Here is a 25,870-nt window from a genome sequence, read left to right on the forward strand (position 1 = left end):
TTGAGGCAGTCCGACAGGGAGGTATGGCGTGAGCGAACCGCGGTCCGCGCCGACCGTGGGGCAGGTCGTGCTCGGGAAGCGGCTCCAGGAGCTGCGCGAGCGGGCCGGGCTCAAGCGTGAGGAAGCCGCCAGGACCCTGCGCGTCGCCCCGGCCACCGTGCGCCGGATGGAGACCGCCGAAGTCGCGCTGAAGATCCCGTACGTGCAGGTCCTGCTCCAGGCGTACGGCATCGACCGGGAGGAGATCGACTCCTTCGTCGCGCTGACCGAGGAGGCCAACCAGCCCGGCTGGTGGCAGCGCTTCCACGACATCCTGCCCGACTGGTTCAGCATGTACGTGAGCCTGGAGGGCGCCGCGTCGCTCATCAGGTCGTACGAGCCGCACTTCGTGCCCGGCCTGATGCAGACCGAGGACTACGCGCGGCACGTGCTGAAGGTCGGCTCCCTCGGCCGCGTCACGCCCGCCGAGATCGAGCGGCACGTCGCGCTGCGCATGGAGCGCCAGGAGCTGCTCACCCGCGAGCACGCGCCGCGGTTCTGGGCCGTCGTCGACGAAACGGTACTGCGCCGCCCGGTGGGCGACGGGGCGGTGATGCGCGCGCAGATCGACAAGCTCCTCGACCTCGCCTCCCTGCCCAACGTCACACTCCAGATGGCGGAGTTCCGCACCGGGCACCACCCGGGCACGTACAGCCCCTTCGTCCTCTTCCGGTTCGCCATGCCCGAGCTGCCGGACATGATCTACATGGAGTACCTCACCGGCGCCGTCTACCTCGACGGCCGGCACGAGGTGGCCACACACCTCGCCGCCCTGGACCACATGGCGGCCCAGGCGGCGACGGCGAAACGCACGAAGGACGTCCTCCGGGACTTCCGCAAGGAGCTGTGAATGGAACGCATTTACAACGGCATGCCGGCCGCGGACCTCGGCACCGAGGGCTGGCACAAGCCGTGGAGCGGCGGCAACGGCGGCAACTGCGTCGAGGCCATGAGGCTCAAGGACGGCCGGATAGCGGTACGGCACTCGGCCCACCCCGACGGTCCCGCCCTCATCTACACCCCCGGTGAGATGGACGCGTTCATCGAGGGCGCCAAGGCGGGCGAAGCCGACTTCCTGCTCTCGCGGAGCCCGGCGTGACCGCGCCCGGCGCCGTGCCCGCGCACCGACTGCGGCGCCCCCAGGTCCACTCGCCGTCCCTCCCGGACGGCGAGCCCATCCCGGCGATCGGGGGTGTGGCCCGCAGGCACTGACGCGGGCCGCCGGCCGGGAGCACAGTGAGGGAGGGGACACCCCGGGGGGGTCCCCTCCCTCGGCGTTGGCGGGGGCCGGGCGCGCAACTCCGCCCGGCGGCAGGGCACATGAAATTCCAGAAATCATGAACCGTGGGTGTACGCAGCGCTGCCTTCCGCGACGTATCGGCGTACGGTATGCCCCCGATGGCCCTCATCAGCCACTCGGGGAGGCCCGCGATGAGCGCATCTCCACTCCCGTCCCCCGGCGCCGCCGGGGCCGGCGCGCGGGCGGTCCGCGTCGGGGTGCTGCTCCCCAGGCTGCTGGAGGAGCCCGGCGCCTGGCTCGCGGAGTGCGCGGCGTACGACTCCGCCGGCGCCGACGCGCTGTGGCTGGACGGCGGCCCCGACCCGGCGCACGACGTGCTGGCACTCGCCGCCTCCGTGGCCGCCGCGACGAGCCGGGCGCAACTCGTCGTCGGCCTGCCCGACAGCGTGCCGCAGGCCGCGCTGCTGGCCCGCACGCTGGCCACCGTCGTGCTGCTCAGCGGCGGCCGCCTCGCACTCGCCGCCGGCTCCCGGCGGTGCGCCGAACTCGTCGCCGTCGCCCCCGCGGTGCCCGCCTTCCGCCGGCTCGCGCCCGCCGGCCCCGGGTACGAGGAGCCGGGCGGCGGGCGTTGGACGCCGGCGGCCGCGCCCGCCGGTCCCGACGCCTGGCGGGCCGCGCTCGCCGGCGCCGCGCAGCGCGGGGTGCGCGGTCTCGTCGTACCGGCCGGGCAGCCGCTGTTGGACGCGCTGCACCGCGGATCGGGTGCCGAACGTCACATCCGCCCCAGCCGCCCCACGCGTGCGCGCGTCACCACGGAGCGTCAGAGTACGCGTCGATCCTCGTGATCCTCTTGTGATCTGCCGTTCGATCTCCTAGTGTCCGAGGCGTTCGCAGACGCGAGCACCGCGCTCCGGTACGCCGAATCCTGCCCGTCGGAGCCCGGAACCGTCGTCCCCACCGCCGTTCGGGCAGGAGCGGGGGAACCACTTCTCCGTCGGGCGGAGCACGGTGGCAGGACCGCACCGGACTCCCCGACTCGGGGTGAAGCCGCACAGCACGACGCGGCCGGGCAACTCCAGCCCGAACCCGACAGCTCACTTCGCAGGCGTCGGAGAAAGAGCGAGCCACCATGGCCGGAACCGGCACCCGGCGCGCGCCCAAGTCGCGCTCCACCCGCCGCTATGCCGCCGCTGCGGGGGTGGGCATAGCCCTGCCCGTCGCCGGCGGAATCGCGGCGACCGCCGCGCACGCCTATACGGTCGAGAAGGGCGACACCCTCTCGGAGATCGCCGAGGACAACGGCTTCGGCCCCGACTGGCAGCAGCTGTACGAGGCCAACAAGGAAGCCGTCGGCGACAACCCCCACCTGATCCTTCCGGGCCAGGAGTTGGACCTGGGCGGCGAGAAGGCGGCGAGCAAGCCCGCCGAGGCCGACCAGACCGCCGCCAAGGCCGAGAAGAAGCAGCAGCGCTACGTCGAGCACACCGTCGGCGCCGGCGAGACGCTGGCCGAGATCGCCTCGGAGTACGACGTGCCGGGCGGCTGGCAGCGCGTGTACGTCGACAACGAGAAGGCCATCGGCGACAACCCGGCCGCGCTGAAGGTCGGCACCGAGCTGCGCGTCGACACCGAGGGCGGCAAGGTCTCCCAGTCGATCGACCCGAACGGCTCGTCGTCCTCCGGGAGTTCCGGCGGCTCCGGCGGCGCCACCGAGGCGTCGCAGGCGAGCGTCCCGACCACCGAGTCCGGCATCCAGGCCGCGGCGCGGGAGATCGTGCCCGCGGACCAGTTCACCTGCTTCTCCAACATCGTGGAGCGGGAGAGCGGCTGGGACCACACCGCGACCAACCCCAGCTCGGGCGCGTACGGCCTGATGCAGGCGCTGCCGGGCGACAAGATGGCCTCGGCCGGCGACGACTGGCGCACCAACCCGGTCACCCAGCTCAAGTGGGGCCTGGACTACATGAACGACCGCTACGGCAGCCCGTGTGGCGCCTGGGACTTCTGGCAGGCCAACAACTGGTACTGATTCCCCGGGCCCCCGCGCCCGCGTGAGTCTCCCGCCCCGCCGCACGGATCCGTCCGCGCGGCGGGGCGCGCTCGTGCGGGCACCGGTGTACGGCCGGTCGCCGCAAGCCGGTTGGACCGACCCGCGCCACGGACCGGCCGGAAGTGCTACGCCCCGGCCGCCGGTTCCGCCGCGGGCGCCGGCTCCGGTTCCGCCGCGGGCGCCGCGGCCAGTTCGGCGAGGTCCCGCACCGCCTGCGCGAGGAGCGCGTGCATCGCCGACTCCGCGGCGTCCGGGTCGCCGGCCCGTATCGCCTCCAGCACGGCGCGGTGGCCCGGCACCGGGTCGCGCGGATGGTGCCCGGGGCCGTGCACCAGGCTGTCGCGGGCGGCCAGTCCGCTGGCGATGACCAGGTCCATGCGCTCCAGCAGCTCGTTGTGCGAGGCCGCCAGCAGGGCGCGGTGGAACGCGAGGTCCGCCGCCACCGCCCCGGCCGTGCCGTCGCGCGCCCCGGCCATCGCCGCGAGGGCCGCCTCCAGCGCGGTGAGGTCCGCGGCGGTGCGGCGCACCGCCGCCAGCCGGACCGCGGCCGGCTCGACGATGCCGCGCACCTCGTCCAGGTCGCGCAGCAGCGGGGCGTCGACAGGGCGGGACCGCGCGGCGGCGCCGTCGCCCTGCTGCCGGGCCGCGGTCTCGAAGCGCCAGCGCAGCACGTCGGCGTCGAGGAGGTGCCAGTCGGCACGCGGCCGGACGAACGTGCCGCGCTTCTGCCGGGCGTCCACGAGGCCCTTGGCCGCCAGCACCTTCAGCGACTCCCGCAACGCGGTGAGGCTGACGCCCAGTTCGGCCTGGAGGGCGGCGATGTCGAGGGTCTGGCCCTCGGCTATCTCGCCGCCGAGGACGCGGTGCGCGAGTGTCTCCACCGTCTGCCCGTGCACCCCGCGGCGGGCGTAACCCGACATGGCCGCTCGCTCCTCCCTCACGTTCCTGCTCCCCTGTCCCCGCCGCCCCGTGCGGCGCTCCCCGCTTCAGGCGGACGACTTTACGACGCTCCAGCCGCCGTCCACGACCAGGCTCGTGCCGGTGACGTAGGACGCCTCCGGCGAGGCGAGGAAGGCGACGGCGGCGGCCACCTCCTCCGGCGCGCCCAGCCGCCCCGCGGCGGTCTGCTCGGCGCTGGCCCTGCGGTCCGCCTCGGGAACGCGGTCCCACAGCCGGGTGAGCACCGGCCCCGGCAGCACCGAGTTCACCCGCACCGACGGGCCGTACTCGACGGCGAGCTGGCCGGCCAGCGACAGCAGCCCGCCCTTGGCGGCGGCGTACGCGGGGTGGCCGGGGATGCCGTGCCTGGCGTGCACGGACGAGACCAGCACGGCGGCGCCGGGGGCGCCCTCCTGGGCGCGCAGGCCGGGCAGGCAGGCGCGGAAGCCGAGGAACGCGGCGGTCAGCCCGACGTCGACCTGGCGCCGCCAGGAGTCGGGCGAGGTCTCGTGTACGGGGGCGACCTCGACGGCGACGGCGTTGGAGACGAGGACGCCGACGGGCCCGAAGTCCCCGGCGGCGGCCAGGATCCGGGCCCAGCCCTCCTCCCCGGCCACGTCCGCGGCGACCGCGGCGGCCGTGCCGCCGGCGGCGCGGATCTCCGCGGCCGCGGCCTCCGCCCGCCCGCCGTCGATGTCGGCGACGACGACGGCGGCGCCCTCGGCGGCGAGCCGGCGGGCCGTGGCGGCGCCGATGCCTGCGGCGGCGCCGGTGACGACGGCGGTGCGGCCGGCGAAGCGGGCGGTGTCGGGGAGTTGTACGGCTCCGGCTGCTGTCACGAGATCGCGCTCCGGGTGTTGACGGATCTGCCGTGGCACTTCTACGTTGCCCCGCAAGGTTAATTCGTAATTTAAGAATTGAGCAAGAGGGGCGGAAGCAGCGTGGGGCGCATCCACTTCGGCGGCGACTACAACCCCGAGCACTGGCCGGAGGAGGTCAGGGCCGAGGACATCCGGCTGATGCGGGAGGCCGGGGTCTCCATGGTCACCGCCGGGATCTTCTCCTGGGCGCTGGTCGAGCCGGCACCCGGTGAGTACGACTTCGACTGGTTCGGCCGCGTGCTGGACGACCTGCACGGCGCCGGCATCCGCGTCTGCCTGGCGACCATGACGGCCTCCCCGCCGCCGTGGCTGACCGAGCAGCACCCCGAGGTGCTGCCGCAGGACGCCGACGGCGTACGCAGGTGGCCCGGCTCGCGCCAGCACTTCTGCCCCTCCAGCCCGGTCTACCGCGAGCGCGCCGTGCGCCTGGTCACCGAGCTGGCCACCCGCTACGGCACCCATCCCGCCCTGGACAGCTGGCACATCGGCAACGAGTACGGCTGCTCCAACCCCCGCTGCTACTGCGACGTCTCCGCCGCGGACTTCCGCCGCTGGCTGCGCGAGCGCTACGGCAGCGTCGAGGCGCTCAACGCCGCCTGGGCCACCACGTTCTGGTCGCAGCGCTACGGCACCTTCGAGCAGGTGCTCCCGCCGCGCACCACTCCCACGCTCCCCAACCCGGCGCAGGTACTGGACTACGCCCGCTTCTGCGACGACGCGCTGCTGCAGTGCTACCTCGCCGAGAAGGAGGCGCTGCACCGGATCACCCCCGACGTGCCGGTCACCACGAACCACATGCCGATGCACAAGCCCGTCGACCCGTACTCCTGGGCGGCGCACGAGGACGTGCAGGCGCTGGACTTCTACCAGGACCCGTACGACCCCGAAACCCACCTCACCGCCGCCCTCGCCTTCGACGTGACGCGCTCCGCGGGCGGCGGGCGCCCCTGGATGCTGATGGAGCAGGCGCCGAGCGCCGTCAACTGGCGGGCGCGCAACAGCCCCAAGCCGCCCGGCACGATGCGGCTGTGGAGCTGGCAGGCCGTGGCGCAGGGCGCGGACGCGGTGCTGTACTTCCAGTGGCGGGCGACCCCCGGCGGCGCCGAGAAGTTCCACTCGGCGATGGTGCCGCACGCCGGCACCGACACCCGGATCTTCCGCGAGGTCAGCGCGCTGGGGCGGGAGCTGGGCACGGTCCCGCAGCTCGCCGGTGCGCGCTCGCGCCCGGAGGTGGCGCTGCTCGCGGACTGGCACAGCTGGTGGGCGCTGGAGCAGGACTCGCACCCGTCCGGGGACCTGGACTTCGCCGAGACGCTGCGCCGCCACCACCGGCCGTTCTTCGAGGCCGGCGTGGAGTGCGACGTGGTGCCGCCGGACCGCGACCTGTCCGCGTACCGGCTCGTGGTGGTGCCGAACCTGTACCTGATGAGCGCGGAGACGGGGGCCAGGCTGACGGAGTTCGTACGGGCCGGGGGCCACCTGCTCGTCTCGTACTTCACCGGCATCTCCGACGACTGCGACCGCGTCCACCTCGGCGGCTACCCGGCGCCCCTGCGCGAGGTGCTGGGGCTGCGGGTGGAGGAGTTCTGGCCGCTGGCGGAGGGCCGGACCCTGCCGCTGACCGGGTCGCTGGCCGGCAGCGGCGACCTGTGGTCCGAGGCGATCGACCTCGAAGGCGCCGAGGCCGTCGCGGAGTTCGGCGCGGGTGAGCTGGCCGGGCGGCCGGCGCTCACCAGGCACGCGTACGGGGACGGGGTCGCCTGGTACGCGGGCACCCGGCTGCCGACGCAGGAGATGCGCACCCTGGTGGACCGGGTGCGCGCCGGGGCCGGGGTGGCGCCGGTGCTCCCGGGGCTCCCGGCGGGCGTGCAGGCCACCGTGCGCGAAGGCGCGGACGGGCGCTTCCTGTTCCTGCTCAACCACGGTACGAGCACCGCGACCGTCACCCTGCCCGAGCCGATGTCGGCGCTGGCCGGCGACGGCCCGGACCCCGGGGCCGGGCCGGTCCCGGCCGTCGACCTGCCCGCCCGCGGGGTCGTCGTCCTTCAGTACTGAGGCGCACTCTGACAAGGAGGTCGGATGCCCACCCGAAGGAAAGTCCTGGCATGGGGCGCCGCGGCCGCCGCCGCGCCCGCCCTGGCGGGCTGCGGCGAGAAGGTCGGCGCGGCCCGCACCACCACGGCGACCAGGCGCAGGCCGGGGCAGAAGGTCACGCTGACCTTCTGGACCTGGGTGCCGCTGCAGAAGGCCGTGGCGCTGTGGAACAAGCAGAACCCGGACGTCCGGGTCGACGTGCAGACGGTGCCCGCGAACACCTCCGGCGGCTACCAGAAGATGCACTCCTCCCTCACCGCGGGCGACCCGCCCGACCTGGCGCAGGTGGAGTACTACGCGCTGCCCGAGTTCATGCTCGTCAACGGCCTGACGAACCTGAGCGAGTACGGCGCCGACGAGCTGAAGGGCGCGTACGTCGACTGGCAGTGGCAGCAGGGGGTGTTCGCCGGGAAGACGTACGCGATCCCGCAGGCGTCCGGCCCGATGGGGCTCTTCTACCGCCAGGACCTCTTCGACAAGTGGGACGTCGAGGTCCCGGCCACGTGGGACGAGTACCGGGCCGCCGCGGTGAAGATCAAGAAGCGCGGCTCCCTCATCACCGCCTTCCCGCCCGCCAACGCCCAGTGGTTCGCCGCCCTGCCCTGGCAGCGCGGCGCCCGCTGGGTGACCACCGAGGGCGACACCTGGGTGGTCGACCTCACGTCCCCGGAATCGCTCGAAGTCGCCGACTTCTGGGACGGGATGATCTCCGACGGACTCGTCTCCCCCATCCAGGACTCGCAGTCGGCGTTCTTCAAGGGCCTGCAGACGGGCGGGCTCGCCACCTGGCCGGGCGCGCAGTGGTACGACGCCCTGATCCGCGGCAACGCGCCGCGCACCGAGGGCAGGTGGCGGGTCGCAGAACTGCCGCAGTGGGAGCGCGGCGCACACGCCTCCTCCAACTGGGGCGGCTCGGCCACCGCGATCCTCCAGGGCAGCCGGCACCCGGTGGAGGCGCTGGAGTTCGCGCACTGGCTCAACACCGACCCCGCGGCGATCGACCTGCTGATCGCCGCGGGCTACGGCTGGCCCGCGGCGCGGATCGAGCTGGCGGGCTCCGCGCTCGGCAAGCCCGACCCGTTCTTCGGCGGCCAGCGCTACAACGAGGTCTTCCAGCTCTCCGACCGCAACGTCGACACCTCCTGGCGCTTCGCGCCGACGACGACGCAGTCGTACGCGCACGTCCAGGACGCCTTCGGCCGCGTCCTGGCCGGCCACGGCACGCTCGCGGACGCCCTCAAGGACGCCGAGGGCAAGTTCGTGGACGACCTGAAGGCCAAGGGGCTCGAAGCGAGGAGCGCGCGATGAGCACATCCGTGAAACCCTCCGGCACGGCCGCAGCCCGCGGCAGGCGCCGCGGCCGCCCCGACCGCAAGGCGTGGGCGTTCCTGGGCCCGTTCCTCGCGCTGTACCTGTTCGCGATGGTGGTGCCGGTCTTCTACGCCATCTACCAGAGCATGCTGAAGGTCGAGCGCAGCGGCCCCATGGGGCTGGGCGAGCCGTCCGTCGGCTTCGCCGGCTTCGAGAACTACTCCCTCGCCCTGCAGCAGGAGACGTTCGTCGACGGCTTCGGCCGGGTGCTGCTCTTCGGCCTCGTGCAGGTGCCGGTGATGCTGCTGCTCGCGCTGGTGCTCGCGCTGCTGCTGGACCAGGTCTCCCACCGCTGGGCGGGGCTGCTGCGGGCCACGTACTTCCTGCCGTACGGCATCCCCGGGGTGATCGCCACCATCCTGTGGGGCTTCCTGTACGTGCCCGGGGTCAGCCCGGTCACCGACGTACTCGGCGACCTCGGCTTCCAGCCGGACTTCCTCGGCTACGACAACGTGCTGTGGTCGATCGCCAACATCGTGGTCTGGCAGTTCGCCGGCTACAACATGCTGATCATCGTCGCCCAGCTCAAGTCCGTACCGCAGGAGCTGTACGAGGCCGCCAGGGTCGACGGCGCCGGGCCGTGGCAGACGGCGCTGCACATCAAGATCCCGCTGGTGCGGCCGGCGCTCGTGCTGACCACCGTGTTCTCGATCATCGGCACGATGCAGCTCTTCGCGGAACCGCTGGTGCTGAAGAAGGTCGCCCCGGCCGTCACCACCGACTACACCCCCAACCTCAGCGCGTACTTCGACGCGTTCGCGAACGCCAACCTGTATCTGGCGGCGGCCAAGTCGGTCATCCTCGCCGTCGTCGCCATGGCGCTGTCGTTCGGGTTCCTCAGCCTCGTCACCCGCAAGCAAAGGAGCGAGCGGTGAGCGCCACGAGTACCAGAACCACGACCGGCAGCGAGGCGGCCGCGCAGCCGCCCGCCGCGCCCGCACCGCGGCGGCGCAGGGCGCCGCGCCCCGGCCGCATCGTCCTCGTGGCCGTGCTCACGGTGGCCGCGCTGTACTTCCTGCTGCCGGTCTACTGGCTGGTGGTCGCGGCCACCAAGTCGAACGACAGCCTCTACGGCTCCTTCGGACTGTGGTTCGACGACCCGCGGCTGTGGGACAACCTGAGCCGCGTCTTCAGCTACGACGGGCACGTCTACCTGCGCTGGACGCTGAACTCCCTGCTGTACGCGGGCGTCGGCGCGGTGCTGGCGACGCTCCTGTCCGCCGCGGCCGGCTACGCGCTCGCCAAGTACCGCTTCGCGGGCCGGGAGGCGGTGTTCAAGTTCGTCCTCGCCGGCGTGCTGCTGCCCTCGACGGCACTGGCGCTGCCGCTGTACCTGATGTTCAGCAAGCTGGAGCTGACCAACACCTACTGGGGCGTCCTGATACCCAGCGTCGTCAGCCCGTTCGGCGTCTACCTGTGCCGCATCTACGCGGAGGCGGCGGTGCCCGACACGGTGCTGGAGGCGGCGCGCGTGGACGGCGCGGGCGAGGCGCGGATCTTCTTCTCGCTGGTGCTGCGGATCATGACCCCCGCGCTGGTGACCGTCTTCCTCTTCCAGTTCGTGCACATCTGGAACAACTACTTCCTGCCGTTGGTAATGCTCTCCGACGACCGGAAGTACCCCATCACCCTCGGGCTGGTCACCTGGCAGCAGGCCGCGGACCGGGTGCCCGAACTCACGCAGTACACCATCGGCGGAGCCTTCGTGTCCGTCATCCCCCTGGCCGTCGCGATGCTCGTCCTCCAGCGCTTCTGGCAGACCGGGCTGACCGAGGGCAGCGTCAAGGAGTAGCAGTTGAAGATCACCCGGGTCGAGACCTTCGCCGTGCCGCCGCGCTGGCTGTTCTGCCGGATCGAGACGGACGACGGCCTCGTGGGCTGGGGCGAGCCCGTCGTGGAGGGCCGTGCGGCGACCGTCCGCGCGGCCGTCCGCGAACTCGCCGAGCAGTTCCTCCTGGGGGCCGACCCGCTGCGGATCGAGGACCACTGGCAGCTCATGACCAAGGGGTCCTTCTACCGCGGCGGCCCCGTGCTCTCCTCCGCCGTCGCCGGCCTCGACCAGGCGCTGTGGGACCTCGCGGGCAAGGCGTTCGGCGCGCCCGTGCACCAGTTGCTCGGCGGCCCGGTGCGCGAGCGCGCCCGCGCGTACTGCTGGGTCGGCGGCGACGAGCCCGGCGAGGTGCACGACCAGGTCACCGCGCAGGTGGAGGCGGGCTTCACGGCGGTGAAGATGAACGGCTCGGGGCGGATGGACCGGCTCCCGGACGTCGCGGAGCTGCACCGGGTCGCCGCCCGCGCGGAGGCCGCCCGCGACGCGCTCGGCCCGGAGCGGGACTTCGCCGTCGACTTCCACGGGCGCTTCTCGGCGGCCGGCGCGATCCGGGCGATCGGGGTGCTGGAGCCGTACGGGCCGATGTTCGTGGAGGAGCCGGTGCTTCCCGAGCACACGCATCTGCTGGAGCGGGTCACCGGCTCGACGACGCTGCCGGTGGCGACCGGCGAGCGGCTGTTCTCGCGCGGCGAGATGCTGCCGGCGCTGCGGGCGGGCGTCGCGGTGCTGCAGCCGGACCTCTCGCACGCCGGCGGGATCTCGGAGTGCCGGCGGATCGCCTCGCTGGCCGAGACGTTCGACGTGCCGGTCGCGCCGCACTGCCCGCTGGGGCCGCTGGCGCTGGCCGCGAGCCTGCAACTCGCGTTCTGCACGCCGAACTTCCTCATCCAGGAGCAGTCGATCGGCATCCACTACAACACCGGCGCCGAACTCCTCGACTACGTCGCGGACCCGGAGGTCTTCCGCTTCCACGCCGGGCACCTGCTGCGGCCGACCGGCCCCGGGCTGGGCGTGGAGATCGACGAGCGGGCGGTACGGGAGGCGGACGGCACGGCGGCCGACTGGCACAACCCGGTGTGGCGGCACCCGGACGGATCGTACGCGGAGTGGTGACGGGCCGGGGGCGGGACCAGGACGCGACGGGGCAAAGACGCCGTGCGGGCCGTGACGCGCCGCGGCCCGCGGCGGGCTGCCGGGCGGAGGCGGCGGCTCAGCGGCGGGTCGCCGCCACCGCGCCCGCCGTCACCAGCACCGCGACGGCGATGCCGAACGCCGTGGTGCCCGCCGTCAGCCCCACCGCGTCGCTGAGGTACCCGGCGGCGACCGGCAGCACCCCGGCCATCAGGTAACCGCCGCCGGTGAGCGCCGCGTTGGCCTCGGCGAGCCGGGTGGCGGATATGCGGGAGCTGAGGGTGCTGAGCCCGGCGAGCTGCGCGCTGCCCTGGCCGAGCCCGGCGAGCACGGCCGCGGCGAGCAGCAGCGGCACGGAGGTCACGGCGGTGGCCACCACCAGCGCCGCCATGCCCGCGGTCGTCAGTGCGGCGCCGAGCGCGAAGAGGACGCGTACCCGCAGGGTCCGCACCGCGAACTGCACGCCGGTCGCCGCCGCGAAGAGCAGGAAGATCATGCCCCCGGCGAGCGCGCGGTTGTCGCTGTCCAGCAGGTCGGCCAGCAGGGAGGGGCCGAGGGAGAGCACGAAGCCGGTGGCGGTCATGCCCGGGGCCAGGACGGCGAGGCTGAGCAGCAGTGTGCGGCGGTGCGGGCGGGGGACGGAGGGGATGCGCACGAGCCGGCGTGCACGCCGGGACGCCGGCTCCGCGGCGCCCCCGCCGCCCGGCTCCGCGTCCGCCGCCCCGCCCGGGTGCTCCCCCGGCCGGGCCAGCGGCATCCGCACCACCACCGCCAGCGCGACCAGCAGCAGCCCCGCCTGCACGACGAAGACCAGCCTCGTGGGATGCGGCAGCGCCTCCGACAGCACCCCGGCGAGCATCGGCCCCAGCGCCGCCCCGCCGACCATCGACGCGGACGCGACCAGCCCGCCGAACTGCTTCTGCCCCGGCGGCGCGAGGTCGGCCACCGCCGCCATCCCCGCCGCCAGCACCGCGCCCACCGCGAACCCGCTGAGCAGCCGCGCCACCCCCAGCACGGCGACCGACTCGGCGGTGGCGAAGAGCACGGCGGCGGTGAGCGACAGCGCCAGCCCCGGCAGCAGCACCGGCTTGCGGCCGTACCGGTCGGCGAGGGTGCCGGCGAACGTCAGGGTGACGAGCAGGCCGCCGATGTAGGCGGCGTAGATCAGCGTGACCGTGGCGGCGGAGAAGCCGAACCTGCCCTGCCACAGCACGTACAGCGGCGCGGGCTCGTTGGACAGGGCGAGCGCGGCGACGACAGGCCAGGCGGCGAGCCACATCCAGCGCCGCGAGCCGCCCGGCGGCCGGCCGGCCGCGGGTGCGGGGACGCCGAGGGCGGGGTCCGTGCGGCGGGCGTCGGCCGTCATGCGCGCTCCTCGGCAGGGTCGGCCGACACTGTACGAGATCGTCCGCGCGGGCTGAAGTGCGGGTGGGCGCCGGGGAGTCGGGGGCGCGGGCCGGAGGAGCCCGGGAGTGCGCGGCGCCGGGGCCGCGTCAGTTTCCCCAGTATTCCCATCGGCATGATAGGGAAGAGCGGTGACCGGCAAAGACAGGGACAGCCCCGGCACGTCCCGGGACCCGTACTTCGACAACGCCAAGTTCCTGGCGGTGGTGCTCGTCGCGTGCGGGCACGCCTGGGAGCCGCTGGTGGACGGCAGCCGGGCGGTCGCCGCGGCGTACGAGACCGTCTACGCCTTCCACATGCCCGCGTTCGTGCTGATCTCCGGCTACTTCTCCCGCGGCCAGGACGGCTCGCCGCGGCGGGCCCGGGGGCTGATCACCGGCCTGCTGGTGCCGTACCTGGTCTTCGAGACGGCGTACACGCTCTTCGGCCGCGCGGCCGGCGGCAACCAGAGCCCCCTCAGCCCGCTCGACCCCTGGGGCGTGACCTGGTTCCTGCTCGCGCTGTTCGTCTGGCGGCTGACCGTGCCCATGTGGACGGCGCTGCGCCGGCCGCTGCCGGTCGCCCTGGCCGTCGCGGCGCTCGCCACCGCCACCCCCGACATCGGCAACGACCTGGAGCTGCAACGCGTCCTGCAGCTCCTGCCGTTCTTCGTCCTCGGGCTGACGTGCGACCCGGCCCGGCTGCGGCTGCTGCGGCGGCGCGAGGCGCGGCTCCTGGCCGCCCCGGTGCTCCTCGCCGCGCCGGTGGCCGCGTACCTCCTCGGCCCGCACACCGACCGGCGCTGGCTCTACCGCAGCACCGCCGCCCAGGAGATCGGCCACTCCGGCGGCTTCGGCCTGCTCGCCGCGCCCGTGCTGTTCTGCTGCTCGCTGCTGCTGGTCGCGGCGTTCCTCGCCTGGGTGCCGGAGCGGCGCCTGTGGTGGACCGTGCTGGGCGCGGGCACGCTCTACGGCTACCTGCTGCACGCCTTCGTCACCCAAGGGGCCCGCTACGGCGGCTGGTACGAGCCCGCCTGGCTGGCCACGCCCGCCGGGCCGCCCGCCGTCACCCTGGCCGCCGCCGCGGGCATGGCCCTGTTGTGCACGCCGCCCGTGCGCCGGGCGCTGCGCTGGGCGGTCGAGCCGCGGCTCGCGCCGCTCTTCCGCCCGGCGGGCATGGTGCCGTCTCGCGCCCCCCGTTCGGTTGAATCCCGCGATCCCGCTCCGGCCTCCGCCCCCGCGCCCCTTACCGTCGTCGGTTGTACGACCGCCGGTCGTACGCCGCCAGCCGGTCACCGACCTCCGGGGGACCACGATGAGGAACCGCAGCGCCGGTGAGCTGCCCGCCGAAGCCACCAGCTTCGTCGGCCGCCGGCAGGAGCTCGCGCTGCTCGACGCATGTCTGCGGCAGGCCCGGATGGTGACGCTCACCGGGCCCGGCGGAGTCGGCAAGACCCGCACCGCCGTGCGCGGCGCGCACCGGCTGCGCGCCCGCTTCCCCGACGGGGTCACCCTCGTGCCGCTGTCCGCCCTCGCGGACCCGCGCCTGCTGCCCAACACCGTCGCCGCCGCGCTCGACCTGCCGGAGCAGACCGCGCTGCCGGCGCAGGACGCGCTCGCCGCGTACCTCAAGGACAAGTCGGCGCTGCTCATCCTGGACACCTGCGAGCACCTGGTCGACGCCTGCGCCGTGCTCGCCGAGGACCTGCTGCGGGCCGCGCCGCAGCTGCACGTCGTCGCCACCAGCCGGCAGCCCCTGGACGTCGCCGGCGAGCACATCCTGCCGATCCCGCCGCTGGCCGTCGCGGACTCCGGCCCCTCGGACGACGCGCTGCAGCTGTTCACCGACCGGGCCGCGGCAGCCGTGCCCGGCTTCGCCGTCGACGACGACAACCGCGCCGACGTCCTCGCACTCTGCCGCCGCCTCGACGGCATCCCGCTGGCCATCGAGCTGGCGGTCAGCCGGCTGCGGGTGCTCTCCCCCGAGGAGATGCTGAACCGGCTCGACCACCGCTTCCAGTTGCTCACCGGGGGCCGGCGGACCGCGGTGCCGCGGCACCAGACGCTGCGTACGACCATCGGCTGGAGCTACGAGCTGTCCACCGAGTCCGAGCGGCTGCTGTGGTCCCGGCTCGCCGTGTGCGCCGGGGAGTTCAGCCTCGACGTCGCCGAGGCGGTCGGTGCGGAAGGGGCGCTGCCCGTCGAGGGCGTCCTCGACGCGTTGATCGGGCTGGTGGAGAAGTCGGTGGTGCTGCGGGTGGAGTCCGAGGACGGCACCCGCTACCGGATGCTCGACACCATCCGGGAGTTCGGCCTGGAACAGCTCGGCCCCGGCCCGGAGGCCGAGCAGACCCGGCGCCGGCACCGCGACCACTTCCTGCGCCGGGCCCGGCTGTTCGACGCCGAGTGGACCGGCGACCGGCAGGCGCTGCTGCTGCGGCAGATGGTGCGCGACCAGGCCGACGTACGGGTCGCGCTGGAGTTCTGCGTCGCCGACCCGGACGACGGCTCCGCGGGCCTGAAGATGGCCACGATGCTCTGGGGCTACTGGCACTGCACCGGGCTGCTCACCGAGGGGCGCTACTGGCTGCGCCGCGCCCTCGACCGCTGCCCGGAGGACCGCGCGGAGCGCGTCAGGGCGCTCTGGCTGACCTGCTGGTTCATGGACATGCAGGGCGAGCGCGGCGACACCTTCGCGCTGCTGGACGAGGCCGAGGCCGTGGCGCTGCGCATCGACGACCGCAGGGGTCTCGCCTGGACGCGCACCTTCCGCCACCACTCCCGCTACTTCCGCGGCCGCGCCGAAGGCGTCGCCGAGGGCTTCGAGGCGGCCCGGCGGGAGATGGCCGAGCAGGGCGACGAGACCGGGCTGCTGATGAGCGGCTTCATCGCGGGCTTCTTCCACGTCCTCAACGGCGGTACGGGCGAGGGCATCGCGCTCAGCGAGGACTCGCTCCGGCGCAACGCGGACACCCCCGCAGAACTGTGGTCGCGGGGCTGGGCGCTGTGGGTGAAGAGCATCGGCCTGTGGCTCAAGGGCGAGCACCTGGAGAGCATCGACTGCGCCCGGCAGGGCATCCGCGCCAAGGCGGTGCTGCACGACCTGATGGGCGTCGCGCACTTCCTGGAGGGCTTCGCCTGGCGCGCGGCGGAGCTGCGGCACTTCGAGCGGGTGGCCGCGCTGCAGGGCGCGGCGGACGCGCTGTGGCGGCGGGCGGTCAAGGAGGCCAGGTTCGGCATCTCCGTCCTGCACGACCTGCACGGCGGCGCGGCGGACGCTGCGCGCGAGGCACTGGGCAACGACGGCTACGACACCGCGTTCCGCGAGGGCGGCCGGCTGCCCACCGACGCCGCCGTGGCCCTGGCGCTCGCCGACGAGGCGGCCCCGGCCGCCCCCGCGGTCCCGGCGCAGCCGCCGGGCCCGGGCGACGGACTCACGCCGCGGCAGCGGCAGGTGGCGGCGCTGGTGGCCAGGGGGCTGACGAACCGGGAGATCGCCGAGAAGCTGGTGATCTCCAAGCGCACGGTGGACGCGCACGTGGAGCACATCCTCGCGAAGTTCGGCTTCACCTCGCGCTCCCAGATCCCGGCCGTCCTCTCCGGCCCCCTGGAGGCGCGCGCGGACTGAGGCGCGCGCCCGGGTCCGTACGGGACGGTCCGCGCCGGCGGGCAGGCCGTACGGAACGGCCCGGCGGCCGTACGGAGTGCGCCCCGCGGTGCTACAGGTCGTCCGGGTCGGCGCGGTCCAGGGCGGGGCGGCGGCCCGGCGCCACCTCGTCCAGCAGGTAGTCAGCGGCGACGGTGTCCGTGACCAGGCTGGTGACCAGGCCGGAGCGCAGCACCGCCACGATGGCCTCGCGCTTGCGCGCGCCCCCGGCGATGGCGACCACCTCGGGGATCCGGCGCAGCCGGTCCGCCTCGACGGTGATGCACCGCTCCCCCAGGTCGCGCCCGATGCGGCGGCCCTCGGCGTCGAAGAGGTGCGCGGACATCTCGGCGGCGGCGCCCAGCGAGGCGTAGTGCGCGCGCTCGTCCTCGGAGAGCATGTCGTGCATGGCGGAGATGCCCTCCTCCCAGGAGCCGATGGAGACGGCGGCGACGGTCACCTTGTCGAAGTACTCGAAGGCGCGGGCCACCCCGGTCTGGCTGCGCAGCGCGGTGGCGGTGGCCGCGTCGGGCAGCAGCATCGGCGCGTAGATGGGGTGGGCCTCGCCGCCGGCGACCTCCGCGGCGCGGCGTACCGCCTCCACGGAGCCGCGCTCGGCGGTGCCCGCGTCGTACACGCCGGTGAGCTGGACGACGGTGCACGGGGGCAGCCGGTGCAGCGCCTGCGCCATGTTGATCGTGGACCGGCCCCAGGCCAGGCCCAGCACGTCGCCCTCGGTGACCAGCTCGGCGAGCAGGTCGGCGGCCACGCTGCCGAGGTTCTCCGGGTCGCGGGTGTCGGGCACGGCGTCGGCCGGCGCCTCGACGACGACGGCGTGCCGCAGCCCGAAGCGCGCGCGCAGGGCGTCGGAGCGCTCGGCGTCCAGCTCGGCGGGGACGCGGATCTCGATCCGTACGAGGTCGCGTTCGAGCGCGGTCTCCAGCACCCGGGCCACCTTGAACCGGCTCACGCCGAACTCGTCGGCGATCTGGATCTTGGACTTGCCCTCGAGGTAGAAGCGGCGGGCCATCGCCGCCGCCTGCACCAGCTCCGCGGGTCCCATCCGCGCAGCCGTCCGGCCCGTCGACACGAGATCTCCTTTGCTCTCCCCAGCGGCGCTGCTCGAAGGCGCTGCTCCGTCTTCAATACTTTCACGATCCGCGCCCGGAGGCGCCGGCTCCGGGCAGGCCTGGGCCGCGGGCGCGGGCCGGAGCCGGTGGTACGCGGACGCTAGTGGCAGCCCGCCGCCCAGGCCGCGCCCTCGCTGGCCGCCGTCGCCTGGGCGCGCAGCGCCCGCACGGCGGCGGCCGGGTCCTCGGCCCCGTACACCGCGGAGCCCGCGACGAACACGTCCGCGCCCGCCTCCGCGCACCGCTCGATGGTCTGCGCGGAGACCCCGCCGTCGACCTGGAGCCACAGCTCCAGGCCGTGCTTGGCGATCAGCTCCCGGGTGCGGCGGATCTTGGGCAGCATGATGTCCAGGAACGCCTGGCCGCCGAACCCCGGCTCGACCGTCATGACCAGCAGCATGTCCAGCTCGGGCAGCAGGTCCTCGTACGGCTCGACCGGGGTCGCGGGCTTCAGCGCCATCGCGGCGCGCGCCCCCTTCGCGCGCAGCTCGCGCGCCAGGCGCACCGGGGCCGCGGCGGCCTCGGCGTGGAAGGTCACGGAGCCGGCGCCCGCGTCCACGAACGCGGGGGCCCAGCGGTCCGGCTCGTCGATCATCAGGTGGCAGTCCAGGGGGGTGTCGGTGGCCCGGCGCAGCGACTCGACGACCGGGACGCCGAGCGTCAGGTTGGGCACGAAGTGGTTGTCCATGACGTCGACGTGGAGCCAGTCGGCACCCGAGACGGCGTCCGCCTCCTCGGCGAGACGGGCAAAGTCGGCGGACAGGATGCTGGGGTTGATCTGGACTGCCATGCCCCCCAGCCTGCCATGCCCGCGCCGGGGCCAGGGCCGCGGTACCCGTGCTGCCACTGCTTGTTCACCGTGCGTGGGCCGGAATGTCGGTTCGGTGCCGGTCCGCCGCCCCGGGAGCCGCGGGCGGCGGGCCGTCGGGGCGTCAGTCGGTGCGGCGCAGCAGCGCGAGGTACATCGCGTCGGTGCCGTGGCGGTGCGGCCAGAGCTGGACGTCGGGGCCGTCGCCGAGGTCGGGTACGCCGGGCAGCAGCGGGCGGGCGTCGACCAGCTCGGCGGCGGGGGCCCCGGACGCCTTCCGCACGTCGTCGACGACGGCGCGGGTCTCGGCGGGGTGCGGGGAGCAGGTGACGTAGCCGACGACGCCGCCGGTGCGTACGGCCCGCAGCGCGTCCGTCAGCAGCGCCCGCTGGAGCGGCGCGAAGCCCTCCAGGTCCTCCGGGCGGCGGCGCCAGCGGGCCTCGGGGCGGCGGCGCAGGGCGCCCAGGCCCGTACAGGGGACGTCGACGAGGACGCGGTCGAAGCCGCCGGGGCGCCAGGCCGGGCGGGTGCCGTCGGCGACGACGACCTGGTACGGGCCCGGGTTGCCGGCCAGCGTGCGGGCCACCAGCTTGGCCCGGTGCGGCTGCTTCTCCGCCGCCACCAGCGCCGCGCCGCGCTCCGCGGCCAGCGCCGCGAGCAGCGCCGCCTTGCCGCCCGGGCCCGCGCAGCCGTCGAGCCAGCGGGTGTCGGGCCCCTCCAGCGGCGCGTTGGCCAGCGCCAGCGCGACGAGCTGGCTGCCCTCGTCCTGCACCCCTGCCCGCCCGTCGCGCACCGCGTCCAGCGCGCCCGGGTCGCCGCCCTCGGCCAGCCGCACCGCGTACGGGGACCAGCGCCCCGGCAGCGTGTCCGGCCCGCTCAGCTCCGCCGGGGCGGCCCGCCCCGGGCGGGCGACGAGGGTGACCTCGGGCCGCTCGTTGTCGGCGGCGAGCAGCTCCTCCATCCCGGCCCGGCCGCCGCCGAGGGCGTCCCAGAGCGCGGAGACGATCCACCGGGGGTGGGAGTGGACGACGGCGAGGTGCTCCTCGGGGTCCTCGGCGTACGGCGGCGCCACCTCGGCCAGCCAGGCGTCGAGGTCGCGGGCGGCGATCTTGCGCAGCACGGCGTTGACGAACCGCGCCCGGCCGTCGCCGAGCACCACGCGCGCCAGCTCGACCGTCGCCGAGACCGCGGCGTGCGACGGGATGCGGGTGCCGAGGAGCTGGTGGGCGCCGAGGCTGAGGACGTCCAGCACCTCCGGGTCGACCTCGCGCAGGGGGCGGTCGACGCACTCGGCGATGATCCTGTCGTACGTGCCCTGGCGGCGCAGCGTGCCGTAGACCAGTTCGGTGGCCAGCGCCGCGTCCCGGGCGTCGAAGCCGCTCTGCTGCCGGGCCTGGCGGAGCATGGGCGGCAGCACGAGGTTGGCGTAGGCGTCGCGCTCGTCGACCGCGCGGAGCGCGTCGTAGGCGAGGATCCGTACGGGGTCCTTCTGCGGCCTGCGGTAGGGCTTGGCGGGCCGGCGACGGCGCTGCTGGTCGCTCACGTGAAATGTGCTCCGGGGCTGGCAGTTGCGTACACCGGAAGCCTACGCCCCGGCCGGCTCCGGTCCGTCGCCGAGGCATTCGCCGGAGGCGACGCGCACGCCGCGCGCCCAGTCCGCCGCCGCCATCGGCCGCTTGCCCTGGGCCTGCACCCACTGCAGCTCCACGGCGTACGAACCGGTGCCGGCGTGCACCGCTGACTTCGTCACCGCCAGCTCGCCGGGCGCCAGGTCGGTGCGCTCGGGGCGCGGCGCGACCGCGCGGACCTTCAGCCGCTCGCCGCGGAACGTCGTCCACGCGCCGGGCGCGGGGGAGCAGCCGCGGACCACGCGGTCGACGCGCAGCGCGGGGGCGCCGAAGTCCAGCCGCGCGTCCGCCACCTGGATCTTCGGCGCCGAGGTCACGCCCTCGGCGGGCTGCGGCACGGCCTCCAGGCTGCCGTCCGCGATCCCGTCCATGGTGGCGGCGAGCAGCCCGGCGCCGGCCATGGCCAGCCGGGTCAGCAGGTCGCCGCTGGTGTCGGTGGGCCGCACCTGCTCGGTGACCACGCCGAACACCGGCCCGGAGTCGAGCCCTTCCTCGATACGGAACGTGGTCGCCCCGGTCACCTCGTCGCCGGCGAGGATCGCGTGCTGCACGGGCGCGGCGCCGCGCCAGGCGGGCAGCAGCGAGAAGTGCAGGTTGACCCAGCCGTGGGCGGGGATGTCGAGCGCGGGCTTGGGCAGCAGCGCCCCGTACGCGACGACGGGGCAGCAGTCGGGGCCGATGGCCCGCAGCCGGTCCAGGAACTCGGGGTCCTTGGGCCGCCCGGGCTTCAGCACCTCGATGCCGGCCTCCTCGGCCCGCTGCGCGACCGGGCTCGCCACCAGCCGCCGGCCCCGCCCGGCGGGTGCGTCGGGCCGGGTGACGACGGCGACGACCTCGTGCCGGTCCGACGCGAGGAGGGCGTCGAGGGCGGGGACGGCGACTTCGGGCGTACCGGCGAAAACGAGCCTCATGGGCGGTGCGGGTCCTCTCGGCTGCTACGGGGGGGCGTCGCGGGGCGGCCAGGCGGCGCCGCGGCGGTGCGCCAAGTCTAGGACCCGGTGCAGGCCGGCCCGGGGCGGGCACGGACGGAACGTCAGGGTCCGGATACGCCCGGGGCGTGCGGTCGGCCGCACGCTCCCGGACGCGGAGCGCGCGCCCCCGACCCGTGACCGCCGCGTCCGTGTCGCGTTGCTCAGTCAGGAAAGTGAAAAGTGACCGAAACGGGCCGCTCTGCGGCCCGATCCGAACGACGCCGGTTCGAGAGGCTTCTCCATGGCCGACCACGCAAGCCACGACGCCCAGGCGCGGGCGAGCCTGCAGCTCCTGGTGCGGGACATCGAAAGGGTGCGCAGGCAGGTCGACGCGCTCCGCACCCTCACCGCCCAGCTGGGCAACGTCTACCGCCCCCGGCGGACGGGTCCGTCCGCGGGCTTCGTCGTGTACGGGCGGGCCCCGGCGCCCACGGTGCGGCTCGCCCAGGAGCTGCGGGACAGCGTCGAGACGCTGGTGACCGCGGCCGTCGACTTCGACCGCTCGCTCGGCTTCTCCTGGGACGCGGTGGGCTCGGCCCTGGGCGTCACGAAGCAGGCGGTCCACCGCCGCTACGGCACCCGCCGCGCGCAGCAGGGGGCGCCGCGCGAGGCCGGCTCCGCCGAGGCCGCGGGAGCACCTCCCGGCGAGTCCCGGCTGCCGGCGGGCACGCTCCCCGTCGTGCCGGCGGCCCGGCCGGCTCCCGGCACGGGCACGTCGGCCCAGCAGACGGACGCGGTGGCGATCACGCAGTCCTGACGGCGGCCGGCCGGGACCGCGAGCGGCAGGGCCACCCGCACGGGCGCGCGGCCCGGCGCCGACGGCACGCGGCTCCCGGACCGCTCCCGGCACCTGCGTCGCCGGGGCCCCACCGGCGTATCCGCGGACGAACCCTGACCGCCCGCGGACCCTCCGCCCCCGGGCGGAACGGCCCGGCAGGGCCCCGGACCGTGCCGCCCGCCATCTGCGGCCCGGCCCACGAACCGCCCCGGGCCCCGCCGCTCCGGCGTGCCCGCCCGGCCGTACCGGCGACACGCGGCTCCCGGCACTGATGACCCCGGGAGCCCGCCGACGCCCATGTGCCGCACCGTGCGCGCACTCCCCGGGCGACCCGCCGCCCCGGCCGGCCTCCGGACCCTCCGCCCCGGCCTGCCTGCCCGGCGAGGGCTCGGCTCAGCCGATGTCCGGGGGGTCGATGCGGATCCGCAGGGGCGGGCCCGTGCGGCGGGCCATGCGGGCGGCCTGCGCCGCCTTGAGGGCCGCCGCCAGGGCGGCTCCGTGGCCCGGCGGTACGCGCAGCAGCATCCGCTCCCACGACTCCCCCGGCCCCGGGCCGCCGCCCGCCCCGCCCCGCGGGCCCGCGGGCGACTCCGGCACCGGTACGGGTCCCAGCACCTCCGTCGACGGCGGCAGCTCCGCGTCGCCGACGAACGCCGTGACCGCCTCCCCCGGTCCCCAGACCGCCGCCATCCGGGAGACCGGCGGGAAGCCCAGCTCCGCCCGCTCCCCCAGCTCGGTGCGGGCGAAGCCCGCCGGGTCCCAGCGCACCAGGGCCTGCACGGGACGCTGCGCCGGGTCCGCGACGACCGCCGCGACCCCGCCCGCCGCGGAGCCGCGGACCAGCGCGGCGGCGGTCAGCCAGCGCCGTAGCGCCTCCTCCCCGGCCCGCAGGTCCGGGCGGTTCAGCAGCGCCCAGCCGTCGAGCAGCAGCGCAGCCGCGTACCCGCGCTCGGCAACGGGCTCCGCACCGGGCGTGCTGACGACCAGCGCCGGGGTGTCCGGCACCTGCGCCAGCACGTGGTCCCGGCCGGACGTGCGCACCGGCACCGACGGGAACGCCCGCCCCAGCTCCTCCGCCGTCCGCCGGGCGCCGACGACCTGCGCGCGCAGCCGCGTACCGCCGCACTCGGGGCAGCGCCAGGCGTGCTCCCGCGTCGCGCACCAGCCGCACACCAGCGCCTCCGCGCGGCCCTCGCCGACGAGCGGCCCGGCGCAGCGCACGCAGCGCGCGGGCGTACGGCAGCGGGCGCAGGCCAGCCGGGGCGCGTAGCCGCGGCGGGGCACCTGCACCAGGACCGGCCCGGCGCGCAGCCCCTCCCGCGCGACCTGCCACGCGAGCGTCGGCAGCCGGGCGGCGCGGGCCGCCGCGTCGCGGGCCTGCTCGCTGTCGCCGACCGTGCGGACGAGCGGGGCCGCGGCCCGGACCGTCTCGCGGGGGGCGGCGACCGGCTGGGCCCAGCCGCTCTCGACGTAGCGCGCGGCCTCGACGCTGCACGCGTGGCCGCCGACGAGGAGCGCGGTGTGCTCCCGGGCGGCGCGCAGGGCCAGGATCTCGCGGGCGTGCGGCTGCGGGGCGTGGTCGTCGGCGTGCGAGGTGTCGGCGTCGTCCCAGATGGCGGCGAGCCCCAGGTCCCGTACGGGCGCGAAGGCGGCGGCCCGGGTGCCGACGACGCAGCGGACGGCGCCGCGGTTGACGGCGAGCCAGCGGCGGTAGCGGGCCTCGGGTCCGGCGTCGGCGGTGAGCAGCACGTGCCGGCCCCGGCCGACGAGGGCGGTCAGCGCCTCGTCGACGCGGGCCGCGGCGCGGCCCTCGGGCAGCACGGCGAGGGCGCCGCGGCCGGCGGCCAGGGTGGCGGCCAGCGCGCGGGCCAGCTCGTCGGGCCACCCGGGCCCCGGCAGCGCCGTCCACACCGCACGCGGACCGGTGCCGTCGGCCAGCGCGGCGAGCAGCTCGGGCCCGTTGGCGTAGCGCGCCCAGCCGGCGGGGTCGGGGGCGTCCGGCGGCGGGAGGGGGTCGGGCGAGGGCTTCTTCTCGGCGCGCGCCATCCGCGGCGGCAGCGCGAGCTGGACGACGTCGGCCAGGGCTCCCGCGTACCGGTCGGCGACGGCCTGGCACAGCCCCAGGAGCTGCGCCCCGAGGACGGGCTCGGGCGAGAGGACCTGGGCGATCGGCGCGAGGGCGCCGGGGAAGTCGCTGTCGGCGACGCGCTCGACCACGTACCCGTTGATCAGCCCGCCGCCCTCGCGGCGGCCCTCGCGCTCGCCGGCGCCGAAGCGGACGCGTACCCGCACGCCGGGGCGCGCCTCGGCGTCCATGGCGGCGGGCACGGCGTAGTCGAAGAGGCGGTCGAGGTGGAGCAGGCCCTTGTCGACGAGGACGCGGGCGACGGGCAGCTCCTCGGCGAGCGCGGCGCCGCGCCAGGTGCGCGGGAGGGCGCGGGGGCCCTTGGCCTTGCGCACGGTCTCCCGGATGAGGGCGAGCTGCTCCCCCCCCTCGGGTGCCGGCTCCCGGCCGTCGTCGCTGCTCACCCCTCCGTCCTACCAGACACCGCGGACACCTCCGCCGACAGCCCGCCGGACGGCCCGCAGCCCCGGACCGGGGTCCGGGGCTGCGGCGCGCACGAAGAAGGGGTTCAGATGCCGGCGGCCTTGCGCAGCGCGTCGACGCGGTCGGTCCGCTCCCAGGTGAAGTCGGCCAGCGGGCGGCCGAAGTGGCCGTACGCGGCGGTCTGGGAGTAGATCGGGCGCAGCAGGTCCAAGTCGCGGATGAGCGCCGCGGGGCGGAGGTCGAAGACCTCGGAGATAGCGTTCTCGATCTTCTCGACGTCGACCGTGGCGGTGCCGAAGGTCTCGACGAAGAGCCCGACCGGCTCGGCCTTGCCGATCGCGTACGCCACCTGCACCTCGCAGCGCGAGGCGAGCCCGGCGGCCACGACGTTCTTGGCGACCCAGCGCATGGCGTAGGCGGCGGAGCGGTCGACCTTGGACGGGTCCTTGCCGGAGAAGGCGCCGCCGCCGTGCCGGGCCATGCCGCCGTAGGTGTCGATGATGATCTTGCGGCCGGTGAGCCCGGCGTCGCCCATCGGGCCGCCGATCTCGAACCGGCCGGTGGGGTTGACCAGCAGGCGGTAGCCCTCGGTGTCCAGCTTGATGCCGTCGTCGAGGAGGGCCTTCAGCTCCGGCTCCACGACGAACTCGCGGATGTCGGGCGTCAGCAGCGAGTCGAGGTCGATGTCGGAGGCGTGCTGCGAGGAGACGACGACGGTGTCGAGGCGGGCCGCCTTGTCGCCGTTGTACTCGATGGTGACCTGCGTCTTGCCGTCGGGGCGCAGGTAGGGGATGGTCCCGTTCTTGCGGACCTCGCTGAGCCGGGCGGACAGCCGGTGCGCCAGGTGGATGGGCAGCGGCATCAGCTCGGGCGTCTCGTCGCAGGCGTAGCCGAACATCAGGCCCTGGTCGCCGGCGCCCTGGAGGTCGAGGTCGTCGCCGCCGGAGCCCTCGACGCGGCTCTCGTACGCGGTGTCCACGCCCTGGGCGATGTCCGGCGACTGCGCGCCGATGGAGACGGAGACGCCGCACGAGGCGCCGTCGAAGCCCTTCTTCGACGAGTCGTAGCCGATCTCCAGGATCTTGTTCCGCACGAGGGTCGCGATGTCCGCGTAGCCGGAGGTGGTCACCTCGCCGGCCACGTGCACCTGGCCGGTGGTGATCAGCGTCTCGACGGCGACTCGCGAGTGCGGGTCGTCCTTGAGAAGGGCGTCGAGGATGGCGTCGCTGATCTGGTCAGCGATCTTGTCGGGGTGGCCCTCGGTAACGGACTCCGAGGTGAATAGACGGCGGGACACATCGCTCCCCATGGTTGCAGCGGCTGCTGGCTGATCGGTTCGGACCCGGGCCGGGCGCTCCCGGGACGGGCCCGGGGGCCATTTTATCCGGGAGCCTCGCCCAGGG

General features: G+C 75.1%; 21 protein-coding genes and 1 riboswitch. Of the genes, 12 read left to right on the forward strand and 9 right to left on the reverse strand.

Annotated elements, in window-relative coordinates:
* Nucleotides 1-28: 28 nt before the first annotated feature.
* The 4 genes from LG396_RS15995 to LG396_RS16010 all read left to right on the forward strand — a co-directional run bounded on the left by LG396_RS15995 (nt 29) and on the right by LG396_RS16010 (nt 3,308).
* Nucleotides 29-889 (forward strand): Sco1979 family transcriptional regulator, encoded by an 861-nt coding sequence (locus LG396_RS15995; RefSeq protein ID WP_018836682.1) that lies wholly within the window; start codon nt 29-31, stop codon nt 887-889.
* Nucleotides 890-1,138, forward strand: a complete 249-nt coding sequence (locus LG396_RS16000; protein ID WP_027746483.1) for a DUF397 domain-containing protein — start codon at nt 890-892, stop codon at nt 1,136-1,138.
* 332 nt (nt 1,139-1,470) lie between these two features.
* Nucleotides 1,471-2,124 carry a hypothetical protein gene (locus LG396_RS16005; RefSeq protein WP_225795290.1) on the forward strand — a complete coding sequence of 218 codons (654 nt, stop codon included), beginning with the start codon at nt 1,471-1,473 and terminating at the stop codon, nt 2,122-2,124.
* Between the two features lie 103 nt (nt 2,125-2,227).
* Nucleotides 2,228-2,402: riboswitch (cyclic di-AMP (ydaO/yuaA leader) on the forward strand.
* A 6-nt stretch (nt 2,403-2,408) separates the two neighbouring features.
* Nucleotides 2,409-3,308: an aggregation-promoting factor C-terminal-like domain-containing protein gene (locus LG396_RS16010; protein WP_225795291.1), complete on the forward strand. Its 900-nt coding sequence runs from the start codon at nt 2,409-2,411 to the stop codon at nt 3,306-3,308.
* A gap of 146 nt (nt 3,309-3,454) precedes the next feature.
* On the opposite strand, the gene LG396_RS16015 is transcribed toward LG396_RS16010, so the two are convergent.
* Complete coding sequence (locus LG396_RS16015; RefSeq protein ID WP_225795292.1) at nt 3,455-4,249, reverse strand: FadR/GntR family transcriptional regulator; 795 nt, start codon at nt 4,247-4,249, stop codon at nt 3,455-3,457.
* Between the two features lie 66 nt (nt 4,250-4,315).
* Complete coding sequence (locus LG396_RS16020) at nt 4,316-5,107, reverse strand: SDR family NAD(P)-dependent oxidoreductase (protein WP_225795293.1); 792 nt, start codon at nt 5,105-5,107, stop codon at nt 4,316-4,318.
* Between the two features lie 102 nt (nt 5,108-5,209).
* Between LG396_RS16020 and LG396_RS16025 the strand changes: the two genes are divergently transcribed.
* Genes LG396_RS16025 through dgoD form a run of 5 tightly spaced genes read left to right on the forward strand, consistent with a single transcriptional unit; the run spans nt 5,210 to nt 11,558 of the window.
* A complete protein-coding gene (locus LG396_RS16025; protein WP_225795294.1) occupies nt 5,210-7,204 on the forward strand; it encodes a beta-galactosidase in 1,995 nt (664 codons plus the stop codon).
* Nucleotides 7,205-7,228: 24 nt separating this feature from the next.
* On the forward strand, nt 7,229-8,551 hold the full coding sequence (locus tag LG396_RS16030) for an ABC transporter substrate-binding protein (protein ID WP_018836690.1): 1,323 nt from the start codon (nt 7,229-7,231) through the stop codon (nt 8,549-8,551).
* Nucleotides 8,548-9,489: a carbohydrate ABC transporter permease gene (locus LG396_RS16035; protein ID WP_225795295.1), complete on the forward strand. Its 942-nt coding sequence runs from the start codon at nt 8,548-8,550 to the stop codon at nt 9,487-9,489. Before LG396_RS16030 ends, LG396_RS16035 begins: the two co-directional genes overlap by 4 nt.
* Nucleotides 9,486-10,406 carry a carbohydrate ABC transporter permease gene (locus LG396_RS16040; RefSeq protein ID WP_225795296.1) on the forward strand — a complete coding sequence of 307 codons (921 nt, stop codon included), beginning with the start codon at nt 9,486-9,488 and terminating at the stop codon, nt 10,404-10,406. Before LG396_RS16035 ends, LG396_RS16040 begins: the two co-directional genes overlap by 4 nt.
* 3 nt (nt 10,407-10,409) lie before the next feature.
* The gene (gene dgoD, locus LG396_RS16045) at nt 10,410-11,558 is read left to right on the forward strand and encodes a galactonate dehydratase (protein ID WP_100298327.1); all 1,149 of its coding nucleotides are present in this window, start codon (nt 10,410-10,412) and stop codon (nt 11,556-11,558) included.
* Nucleotides 11,559-11,655: 97 nt separating this feature from the next.
* On the opposite strand, the gene LG396_RS16050 is transcribed toward dgoD, so the two are convergent.
* On the reverse strand, nt 11,656-12,942 hold the full coding sequence (locus LG396_RS16050) for an MFS transporter (protein WP_225795297.1): 1,287 nt from the start codon (nt 12,940-12,942) through the stop codon (nt 11,656-11,658).
* Between the two features lie 169 nt (nt 12,943-13,111).
* On the opposite strand from LG396_RS16050, the gene LG396_RS16055 reads away from it, so the two are divergent.
* A complete protein-coding gene (locus tag LG396_RS16055) occupies nt 13,112-14,296 on the forward strand; it encodes an acyltransferase family protein (RefSeq protein ID WP_225795298.1) in 1,185 nt (394 codons plus the stop codon).
* A complete protein-coding gene (locus tag LG396_RS16060) occupies nt 14,274-16,586 on the forward strand; it encodes an ATP-binding protein (RefSeq protein ID WP_225795299.1) in 2,313 nt (770 codons plus the stop codon). Before LG396_RS16055 ends, LG396_RS16060 begins: the two co-directional genes overlap by 23 nt.
* Nucleotides 16,587-16,677: 91 nt before the next feature.
* On the opposite strand, the gene LG396_RS16065 is transcribed toward LG396_RS16060, so the two are convergent.
* The 4 genes from LG396_RS16065 to fmt form a co-directional block, all read right to left on the reverse strand.
* Nucleotides 16,678-17,694, reverse strand: a complete 1,017-nt coding sequence (locus tag LG396_RS16065) for a sugar-binding transcriptional regulator (protein ID WP_037730003.1) — start codon at nt 17,692-17,694, stop codon at nt 16,678-16,680.
* A gap of 140 nt (nt 17,695-17,834) precedes the next feature.
* Nucleotides 17,835-18,524 (reverse strand): ribulose-phosphate 3-epimerase, encoded by a 690-nt coding sequence (gene rpe, locus LG396_RS16070; protein WP_027746469.1) that lies wholly within the window; start codon nt 18,522-18,524, stop codon nt 17,835-17,837.
* Nucleotides 18,525-18,666: 142 nt separating this feature from the next.
* Nucleotides 18,667-20,085, reverse strand: coding sequence for an RsmB/NOP family class I SAM-dependent RNA methyltransferase (locus LG396_RS16075; protein WP_018843073.1), 1,419 nt, complete (start codon nt 20,083-20,085; stop codon nt 18,667-18,669).
* A 42-nt stretch (nt 20,086-20,127) separates the two neighbouring features.
* Nucleotides 20,128-21,081, reverse strand: coding sequence for a methionyl-tRNA formyltransferase (gene fmt / locus LG396_RS16080; RefSeq protein WP_037742159.1), 954 nt, complete (start codon nt 21,079-21,081; stop codon nt 20,128-20,130).
* A gap of 301 nt (nt 21,082-21,382) precedes the next feature.
* Between fmt and LG396_RS16085 the strand changes: the two genes are divergently transcribed.
* Entirely contained in the window at nt 21,383-21,898 is a 516-nt protein-coding gene (locus LG396_RS16085) for a hypothetical protein (RefSeq protein ID WP_037742161.1), read from the forward strand.
* 414 nt (nt 21,899-22,312) lie between these two features.
* Here LG396_RS16085 and LG396_RS16090 read toward each other — a convergent pair whose 3' ends face one another.
* Complete coding sequence (locus tag LG396_RS16090; RefSeq protein WP_225795300.1) at nt 22,313-24,448, reverse strand: primosomal protein N'; 2,136 nt, start codon at nt 24,446-24,448, stop codon at nt 22,313-22,315.
* A gap of 104 nt (nt 24,449-24,552) precedes the next feature.
* Nucleotides 24,553-25,764 (reverse strand): methionine adenosyltransferase, encoded by a 1,212-nt coding sequence (gene metK, locus LG396_RS16095; RefSeq protein WP_018836703.1) that lies wholly within the window; start codon nt 25,762-25,764, stop codon nt 24,553-24,555.
* Nucleotides 25,765-25,870: the final 106 nt, after the last annotated feature.

The organism is Streptomyces aculeolatus, from assembly GCF_020400605.1.
Lineage (GTDB): Bacteria > Actinomycetota > Actinomycetes > Streptomycetales > Streptomycetaceae > Streptomyces > Streptomyces aculeolatus.